Origin of the sequence: Allobosea sp. TWI1241 (genome assembly GCF_039673065.1) — a bacterium.
GTDB lineage: Bacteria > Pseudomonadota > Alphaproteobacteria > Rhizobiales > Beijerinckiaceae > Allobosea.
This window is the reverse complement of sequence record NZ_JBDJKW010000018.1, coordinates 69861-76555: the sequence shown is the minus strand read 5'-3', so window position 1 is coordinate 76555 and position 6695 is coordinate 69861. Positions and strand designations below refer to the sequence as shown.

5 protein-coding genes are annotated in these 6695 nt (G+C 70.9%); 3 read left to right on the top strand and 2 right to left on the bottom strand.

Going from position 1 to position 6695, the window contains the following annotated elements:
• Positions 1–86: 86 nt before the first annotated feature.
• Positions 87–1289, bottom strand: a complete 1203-nt coding sequence (locus ABE438_RS18470) for an ABC transporter substrate-binding protein (RefSeq protein ID WP_346504136.1) — start codon at positions 1287–1289, stop codon at positions 87–89.
• A 271-nt stretch (positions 1290–1560) separates the two neighbouring features.
• Here ABE438_RS18470 and ABE438_RS18465 point away from each other — a divergent pair, with 271 nt between their 5' ends.
• Positions 1561–2823, top strand: coding sequence for a M20 family metallo-hydrolase (locus tag ABE438_RS18465; RefSeq protein WP_346504135.1), 1263 nt, complete (start codon positions 1561–1563; stop codon positions 2821–2823).
• Between the two features lie 6 nt (positions 2824–2829).
• On the opposite strand, the gene ABE438_RS18460 is transcribed toward ABE438_RS18465, so the two are convergent.
• A complete protein-coding gene (locus ABE438_RS18460; protein ID WP_346504134.1) occupies positions 2830–3732 on the bottom strand; it encodes a LysR family transcriptional regulator in 903 nt (300 codons plus the stop codon).
• A 105-nt stretch (positions 3733–3837) separates the two neighbouring features.
• On the opposite strand from ABE438_RS18460, the gene atzF reads away from it, so the two are divergent.
• A complete protein-coding gene (atzF, locus tag ABE438_RS18455; RefSeq protein WP_346504133.1) occupies positions 3838–5658 on the top strand; it encodes an allophanate hydrolase in 1821 nt (606 codons plus the stop codon).
• Positions 5659–5698: 40 nt separating this feature from the next.
• Positions 5699–6649 carry an ABC transporter substrate-binding protein gene (locus ABE438_RS18450; protein ID WP_346504132.1) on the top strand — a complete coding sequence of 317 codons (951 nt, stop codon included), beginning with the start codon at positions 5699–5701 and terminating at the stop codon, positions 6647–6649.
• The last annotated feature ends 46 nt before the right edge of the window (positions 6650–6695 follow it).

Here is a 6695-nt window from a genome sequence, read left to right as displayed (position 1 = left end):
CGTCGTATGGGGGTTGGGTCGTAATGATCGGGCCGCGGCGTGGCGGACGGGCCGCCACCCCGTGCGGCGTGGCGGCCGCTGCGGGTTCAGGGCTTGAACAGGTGCTGGCAGCCGCTGTCCTCGGCCGGGGTGAACAGCGCCTTGCCCGGCAGGGTGGCGAGGACCTTGTAGAGATCCGCCGGGCTCTTGGCCTCGCCCGGCGTCTTCACCTCGAAGACGTGCATGTCCATCACCACGCGGCCATTGGCCTGGATGCGCGCGTTCTGGATCATGTCGCCGGTGATCGGGATCTCACGGATCTGCCTGGCGATCGTCCTGGCGTCGTCGGTGCGCGCCGCCGTCACCGCCTTGAGGTAGTGGCTGGTGGCAATGTAGGCGAGCGCGTGGCCCATGGTCGGCACCTTGTCGTTGTTGCGTGCCATGTAGCGTTTGGCCCAGGCGCGCGTCGCCTCGTTGACGTCCCAGTAGAACGGCGCCGAGAGCTTGAGCCCCTGCGCCGCCTGCAGGCCGAGCGCCACGACGTTGTTCTCGTAGACCAGCATGGTCGCCGGCTTGGCGGTGACGCCGAACTCTCGCATCTGCTTCAGCGAGTTGACGAGGTCCGGCCCGGCATTGGCGAGGCCGATGACGTTGGCGCCGGAGGCCTGCGCCGTCAGCAGCGGCGAGGACAGGTCGGTGGTGCCCAGCGGATGGCGGGCCTCGCCGAGCACCTGGCCGCCTGCCGCCTTCACCGCCTTGCCGGCGTCGGTGGCGAGGTTGTGCCCGAAGACGTAGTCGGCGGTGAGGAAGAACCATTTGTTGCCGCCTTCCTCGACCACGCCGCGGGCCACAGCATTGGCCAGCTCGGCGGTGGAGGGCGCCCATTGCGTGCCGTAGGGCGAGCACTGGTTGCCGGTAACGTTCGGGGCGTAGCCGCCCGAGACCAGCGTGGTGACGCCGCGCTCGCGCGCCACCGCCTGCACGGCGAGCCCGACCGAGCTCGACCCGCCCGGCAGGATGACGCTGACGCCGCGCTCGTCGATGAACTGGCGCGCCTGGGCCGAGCCGATGTCGGGCTTGCTCTGATGGTCGGCGACCAGCATTTCGATCGGCCGGCCGAGGGCCTTGCCGCCGAAATCCTCGACCGCCATGCGGACCGCCAGTACGGTGCCGGGGCCGCCATTGTCGGCGAAGGTGCCCGACATGTCGTCGATCACCCCGATACGGAACGGCTTGTCGTCCGCCCTGGCCGACGCACAGGCCAGCAGGGTGGCGACGAGCAGCGATAGTCGCGACGCGTGCGATGTCATGCGTGGTCCTCCCTGACCGGGAGCCCGCGGGCGCTCTCGCGACGCCTTGCGACGGGTCTCCTCGGATGGGAGGCTAGCAGCCTCATCGCGAAATTCTACTATAGAAGAAAAATATGTGAGCCATAGCGCGCCTGCCTAAGCGTCAGGCTGCCGGCAGCCCGCGGTTGCGCTCAGCGCGGGCACGCATGCGTCGCCGCGCTTGCGGCGACGGGTTCAAGCGGCATCATGCGTGCATCTACTTCACGCCCGGCCGACGACGGAGACGAGTGCCATGGTGACCCGCGCCGACAACCTGACCATCGACGCACAGCGCCTGTGGGACGATCTCATGGAGACCGCCAGGATCGGCGGCACGCCGAAGGGCGGCATCCGTCGCCTGACGCTTGGCGAGGAGGATCGGCAGGTGCGGGACTGGTTCAGGGCGCAATGCGAGGCGCTCGGCTGCACGGTCACGGTCGACGAGGTCGGCAACATGTTCGCCCTGCGCCCCGGCCGCGACGCCGCGCTGGCGCCGATCGCCATGGGCAGCCATCTCGACACCCAGCCGACGGGCGGCAAGTTTGACGGGGTGCTCGGCGTGCTGGCGGGGCTCGAATGCCTGCGCACGCTGCACCGGGCGGGCTACGAGACCCATGCGCCGCTGATGCTGGTCAACTGGACCAATGAGGAAGGCTCGCGCTTCTCGCCCGCCATGCTCGGCTCCGGCGTCCATGCCGGCGTATTCGACCGCGCCTATGCCGACGCCCGCACCGATGTCGAGGGCGCGCGCTTTTCCGACGCGATCGAGGCGATCGGCTATCGCGGCCCGCTGAAGGTCGGCACGACCCCGATCGGCGCGATGTTCGAGCTGCATATCGAGCAGGGGCCGATCCTCGAGGCCGAGGGCGACATGATCGGCGTCGTCACCGGCGTGCAGGGCATGCGCTGGTACGACGTGGTGGTCGAGGGGCGCGAATCGCATGCCGGCTCGACGCCGATGCGGATGCGCGCCGACGCGCTGCCGGCCGCGGCCGCGCTGATCCTCGCCATCCAGGAGCGGGCGCGCGCCTGCGAGGGCGCGGTCGCGACGGTCGGCACGATCACCGTCCATCCGGCCTCGCGCAACGTCATCCCCGGCCGCGCCACGCTGTCGGTCGATCTGCGCCATCCCGACGCCGAGCGTCTCGCCGCGCTGGAGGCGCAGGTGCGGGCGGCGCTCGCCGAGATCGCGGCGGCGCACGGCGTCTCCGCGACCATGGAAATGATCTGGGATTCGCCGCCGGTGCCGTTCCATCCCGATTGTGTCGGTGCGGTCCGGGCGGCCGGCGAGGCGCTCGGCCTGCGCATGCGCGACATCGTCTCGGGCGCCGGCCATGACGCCGCCTATATCGCCCGTGTCGCGCCCACCGCGATGATCTTCGTGCCCTGCGTCGGCGGGCTCAGCCACAACGAGGCGGAGGAGACCTCCTTCGACGAATGCGGCGCCGGCGCGCAGGTGCTGCTGCAGGCGGTGCTCGACTACGACCGGCGCCTCGCCGAGCGCGCGGCGGGGTAGGGCGGCTCAGCCGGCGCCGTAGCGGGAGTGCAGGCTGCGGCCGACCTGATCGGCGAACTTGGCCGCCGCCACCGAGAGCCTTCGGCCGAGCAGCTGGCCGAGCACGAGCTGCGCCTGCGGCAGGTCGCGTCCGTCGACCTCGCAGGCGGCCAGCCGCCCGCCATCCTGCGGGATGCCGGCGCGGATCTGGAAGGACACCACGTCCTCGCGCGCGGCGTAGCTGCGCAGCACCTCGAAGGAATCGGACTGTACCGCCACCCGCACCGGCATCGAGGCCTTGACGATCGCACCCTGCAGCAGGTGGCGGATGGCGAGGCCCGGCCCCGGCATCGCGATCGGGAATTGCAGGCAGTCGCGCAGCCGCACCGTCCGGCGCCCGGCGAGCGGGTGGTCCGGCCGCATCAGGGCGCAGAGCGGCTGCGACAGCGCCGAGAGGATCTGCATCTCCGGTGCCGGCGGCGGCTGCAGCACCATGGCGATGTCGGCCTCGAAGGCCGTCAGCGCCTCGACCGCATGGCTGTGGTCGCGCACCAGCACCGTGAACGACACCAGCGGATGCTGGATGCGGTAGGCCTCGATCTCGTTGGGGATCAGCTCATGCGCGAAGGCCTGGCTGCAGGCGATCGCGACATGGCCGCGGCGCACCCCGGAGAGATCGGCGATCTGCGAGCGCAGCCGGTCGAAATCGGCGAACTGGTCGCGGATATGGCGCAGCAGCAACTCGCCGGCCGGGTTGAGGCGCATGCCGTTGGGCAGCCGCTCGAACAGGGTGGTGCCGAGTTCCTGCTCGAAATCCTGGATCCGCCGCGTCAGCGCCGATGGCGTGATCGCCAGCCGCTCGGCGCTGCGCCGGATCGAGCCGCTGATCGCGACATCGCGGATGCACTCCAGCACTTTCATATGACGCATCGCGGCACCTGTTTCATTTTTCGCAACGGGCTGGTCAGAAACAAGCAATAGACGGCAACAGGCGCTTGTCTACCATCCGGATCGATCCCAGACGTGGAGCCGGATGTGCCTGCCGACCCGATTTTCCCCGATATCGCCAGCCGCGTCGCCGCCTACCGGGCCGGCGAGCGCGATCCGCAGGCTGATCTCGACGCGCTCTACGCCCGGCTGGCGCAGGGTGGTTTCACGCAGGCGCTGATCGCGCTCTGCCCGCCGGAACGCTCCCGCGCCGTGCTGGCCGATGCCGTGGCCCGGCTGGCGCAGGGGACCGAGCTGCCGCTCTTCGGCATTCCCTTCGTGGTGAAGGACAATATCGACGTCGCCGGCGTGCCAACCACTGCGGCCTGCCCCGCCTTCGCCTTTACGCCGGAGCGGGATGCCGCCGTGGTCGCCCGCCTCGTCGCGGCCGGCGCCATCCCGGTCGCCAAGGCCAATCTCGACCAGTTCGCCACCGGCCTCAGCGGCGCCCGCTCGCCCTATGGCCTGCCGACCAGCGTGTTCAGCGACCGCCACGTCTCCGGAGGCTCCAGCTCCGGCTCGGCAGTCGCGGTCGGCGCCGGGCTGGTGCCCTTCGCGCTCGGCACCGACACCGCCGGCTCCGGCCGCGTCCCCGCCGGCTTCAACAACCTCGTCGGCCTCAAGCCGACGCGCGGCCTGCTCGGCACCAGCGGCGTGCTGCCGGCCTGCCGCACGCTCGACTGCGTCTCGATCTTCGCGACCAATGTCGCCGACGCCCGGCTGGTGGCCGGCATCGCCGCCGGGCCCGATGCGGCCGACGCCTATTCGCGCACCGCTCCAGCCGGAATCTGGGACGCCGAGCCGCCTGCCGGCTTCCGCTTCGGCGTCGTCGGCGAGGAGATCCTCGCCCGTTGCGCACCTGCCGTCGTCGCGGCCTATCGGCAGGGCGTCACCCGGCTGGAAGGCTTCGGCGGCAACGCGGTCGCGATCGACTACGCGCCCTTCGAGGCCGCCGCCCGGCTGCTCTATGACGGGCCCTGGGTGGCCGAGCGCCTCGCCGCGATCCGCGCCTTCGCGGAAACCTCGCCCGAGGCGATCCATCCGGTGGTGCGCGAGATCGTGCTCGGTGCGCGCCGCTTCGCTGCCGTCGATGCCTTTGAGGGCCAGTACCGCCTGGCCGATCTCTCGGCTTCGCTCGCGCCGGTCTGGGCCGGGCTCGACCTCCTGCTGCTGCCGACCGTGCCGGAGCATCCGACGACCGAGGCGATGCTGGCCGATCCGGTCGGTTGCAATGCCCGGCTCGGCCTCTTCACCAATTTCGTCAACCTGATGGACCTTTCGGCGCTTTCGGTGCCGGCGGGCTTCGGCGAGGACGGGCTGCCGGTCGGTGTCACCCTGGTCGGCCGCGCCTTCGCCGATGGCATGCTGGCGCGGCTCGGCGACCGGCTGCATAGGGCCGATCCGGCGGCGCGGCTGGGCGCGAGCGACCTGCCTCTGTCGGCCGCCGCGCCGGTGCCGGCCGCCCCGGTCGCGGACGAGATCCTGCTCGCGGTCGTCGGCGCGCACCTGCGCGGCCAGCCGCTCAACCGCCAGCTTACCGAGCGCGCCGCCCGCTTCGTCGGGCCGGCCCGCAGCGCCGACGGCTACAGCCTCTATGCGCTCGCCGGCACGGTGCCGGCCAAGCCGGGCCTGGTCCGCGACGGCGGGGCAGGGGGCGTCGAGCTCGAGCTCTGGGCGCTCTCGGCCGAGGCCTTCGGCTCCTTCGTCGCCGAGATCCCGCCGCCGCTCGGCATCGGCACGCTGGCGCTTTCCGACGGGCGCAGCGTCAAGGGCTTCCTCAGCGAAGCCAACGCCGTGGCCGATGCCACCGACATCACCGCGCTCGGCGGCTGGCGAGCCTATCTCGCCGCCGCCGCGCGCGCCGCCTGACCCTCGCCGAACCCGTCCCGCCCATCACCAGGAGACCGCCATGTTGCATCGTCGCCAGTTCCTCGTCGCGGCCGCCGCCGCCGCCACGCTGCCCGCGCCTTCCGTCCGCGCCCAGTCGACGACCACGATCCGCATGGGGGCGCTCAAGCTGATCCATTCGATCGCGCCGCATTTCTACGAGCAGTTCACGCCGGCCGGCTACAAGGTCGAGGTCATCCCCTTCGAGAGCCCGACCGAGGGCAAGAACGCCGTCGTCACCAAATCGGTCGATTTCGGCATGTTCGGCATCGCCGCCGCCACGCTGGGCGCCGCCGCCGGCGAGCCGATCGTGGTGATCGCCTCGGCCTGCAACAAGGGCATGGCCGTGGTCGCGGGCAAGAACAGCCCGATCGCCGCGATCAAGGATCTCAAGGGCAAGCGCGTCGCGATCTGGCCCGGCTCGACCCAGGAGGTCTTCATCCTCGAGCGCCTGCGCATGGAGGGGCTGTCGGTGAAGGACATCACCCCGGTGCGCATCTCCTTCTCCGAGATGCATCTGGCGCTCGCCCGCGGCGATGTCGACGCCTATGTCGGCGCCGAGCCGGCGCCCGGCGTCAGCCTCGCCACCGGCGTCGGCAAGATCGTCGAATACCCCTACGGCACCGCCATGGGCGCGCTGAACATGATCTTCGGCGCCCATCGCGACACGATGGCCCAGAAGCCGGAGATCGCCAGGGTGATCCTCGACATCCACCGCAAGGCCTCCGACTTCGCCATGGCCAACCGCGAGGCGATGGTCGCGATGGCGGTGTCCAAGCTCGGCCAGAAGAAGGACGCGATCGAGGCCTCGGCCCCGAATGTCGACCTGACCTGGAAATTCGGCGAGACCGAGATCGCCCAGTCGAAGACCTATGCCCAGCACATGCTGGAGCTGAAGCAGATCCGCCAGCTGCCCGATTTCGCCACCCTGTTCGACACGCGGATCGTCGCGGAGATGGCGAGGCAGGCATGAGCGTCGCCATGGACGGTGTCGGCGTGCCGCGCGAGGCGGCGGCGCG

Coding starts and splice junctions, on each gene's coding strand:
- ABE438_RS18470 (WP_346504136.1), bottom strand. CDS start 1,289: ATGACATCGCACGCGTCGCGACTATCGCTGCTCGTCGCCACCCTGCTG.
- ABE438_RS18465 (WP_346504135.1), top strand. CDS start 1,561: ATGGTGACCCGCGCCGACAACCTGACCATCGACGCACAGCGCCTGTGG.
- ABE438_RS18460 (WP_346504134.1), bottom strand. CDS start 3,732: ATGCGTCATATGAAAGTGCTGGAGTGCATCCGCGATGTCGCGATCAGC.
- ABE438_RS18450 (WP_346504132.1), top strand. CDS start 5,699: ATGTTGCATCGTCGCCAGTTCCTCGTCGCGGCCGCCGCCGCCGCCACG.